This window comes from uncultured Marinobacter sp. (genome assembly GCF_963974375.1).
GTDB lineage: Bacteria > Pseudomonadota > Gammaproteobacteria > Pseudomonadales > Oleiphilaceae > Marinobacter.
Genome location: NZ_CAXBDN010000446.1, coordinates 1 through 1533 on the forward strand (window position 1 = coordinate 1; position 1533 = coordinate 1533).

2 protein-coding genes are annotated in these 1533 nt (G+C 62.7%); one reads left to right on the forward strand and one right to left on the reverse strand.

Going from position 1 to position 1533, the window contains the following annotated elements:
• On the reverse strand, positions 1 to 625 hold a 625-nt coding region (gene radC, locus AAC035_RS21245), incomplete at its 3' end, for a DNA repair protein RadC (RefSeq protein WP_339807113.1).
• 178 nt (positions 626 to 803) lie between these two features.
• Here radC and coaBC point away from each other — a divergent pair.
• Positions 804 to 1533: bifunctional phosphopantothenoylcysteine decarboxylase/phosphopantothenate--cysteine ligase CoaBC (coaBC, locus tag AAC035_RS21250; protein ID WP_339807114.1), on the forward strand; the 730-nt coding region annotated here is incomplete at its 3' end.

Sequence of the window (1533 nt, forward strand, 5' to 3'; positions counted from 1 at the left end):
CCATATGATCCAGAACCCGGATGTCGACCAGTCCCAGAGCCTCCTTTAGCCTGCGGGTCAGGGAAATGTCGGCCTGGCTGGGTTCGGCAACACCGGATGGATGATTATGGGCAAAAATAACCGCCGCCGCGTTGTGTTCGAGAGCCTGGCGAACCACTTCTCTCGGATACACAGCTGCGCCGTCTATAGTACCCCGAAACAGCTCCTGGTAGCGAATCACCCGGTGACGATTGTCCAGGAACAGGCCTGCGAAGATTTCGTGAGGGTAGGTGCCCAGGCGGCTTCGCAGAAAACGCCGGGTGTCTTCCGGCGAGGTCAGCGGATCGCCCTGGCGCAAGGGTTCGTCCATCACTCTGCGGGCCATTTCCATGGCCGCCTGAACCTGGGCATATTTGGCGGTGCCCATGCCTTTTACGCTACAGAAGCTGGTGCAGGAGGCGGTCATCAGGCCCCTCAGGCCGCCGAACTGGCGGATTAACTGACGCGACAACTCCATGACGGGCATGCCGGTAGTGCCGGTACGCAGGAAGATGGCGAGTAGTTCGGCGTCGGCAAGACTTTGCGGACCATTGCTGAGTAAACGTTCGCGGGGCCGCTCATCTTGCGGCCATGAATCATTGGGCACGATCTGGCTTCCCTGGTTGCCTGGCGGCCCGACCTCTCCCTGGGTGCCTGTTGTTGTATTGGGCGTGCATCTTATCACACAGCCAATACTGTCGGGGAAGAGGCGGTAATGCTATCTTATAGCCTTTTATGCTGACCCTTGGCAGCAGGGGTGTAACCAGTGATCAGGTGGAGTTGATATGGTCCAGAAACGTATCCTGCTAGGGGTGACCGGCGGAATTGCCGCGTATAAGAGCGCGGAGCTGGTTCGCCTGCTGACCAGGGCCGGACATCAGGTCCAGGTGGTGATGACCCGCGGCGCGGAAGCGTTTGTGACTCCGCTGACTTTCCAGGCACTCAGTGGCAACCCCGCACGAACCTCCTTGCTGGATCCGGAAGCCGAAGCGGGCATGGGCCACATTGAGCTGGCCAAATGGGCCGACCTGATTCTGGTGGCGCCTGCCTCTGCTGATTTTATGGCGCGCCTGGCCGCCGGTATGGCCGACGACCTGCTGACCACGGTGTGCAGTGCCTCCGAAGCGCCCATCCGGCTGGCCCCGGCCATGAACCAGACCATGTGGCGAAACCACCGTACCCTGCGCAACGCTCGCGTACTGGCGGAAGACCCGCAGGTGGAGCTCTGGGGGCCGGACCAGGGCAGTCAGGCCTGCGGTGATGTGGGGCCTGGCCGCATGCTGGAGCCGGAAGCCCTGGCCGCCAGAGTGGCGGCAGCGGTGGGCCCGGTGGCTGACGGCGGGAGCAGGCCTCTGGCAGGGCAGCGCCTGGTGATTACCGCCGGTCCAACGCGGGAGCCGCTGGATCCGGTGCGTTTTATCTCCAATCACAGTTCCGGAAAAATGGGCTATGCCCTGGCCGAGGCGGCGCGGGATGCGGGCGCTGAGGTGGTGCTGGTGAGTGGCCCGGTGACAC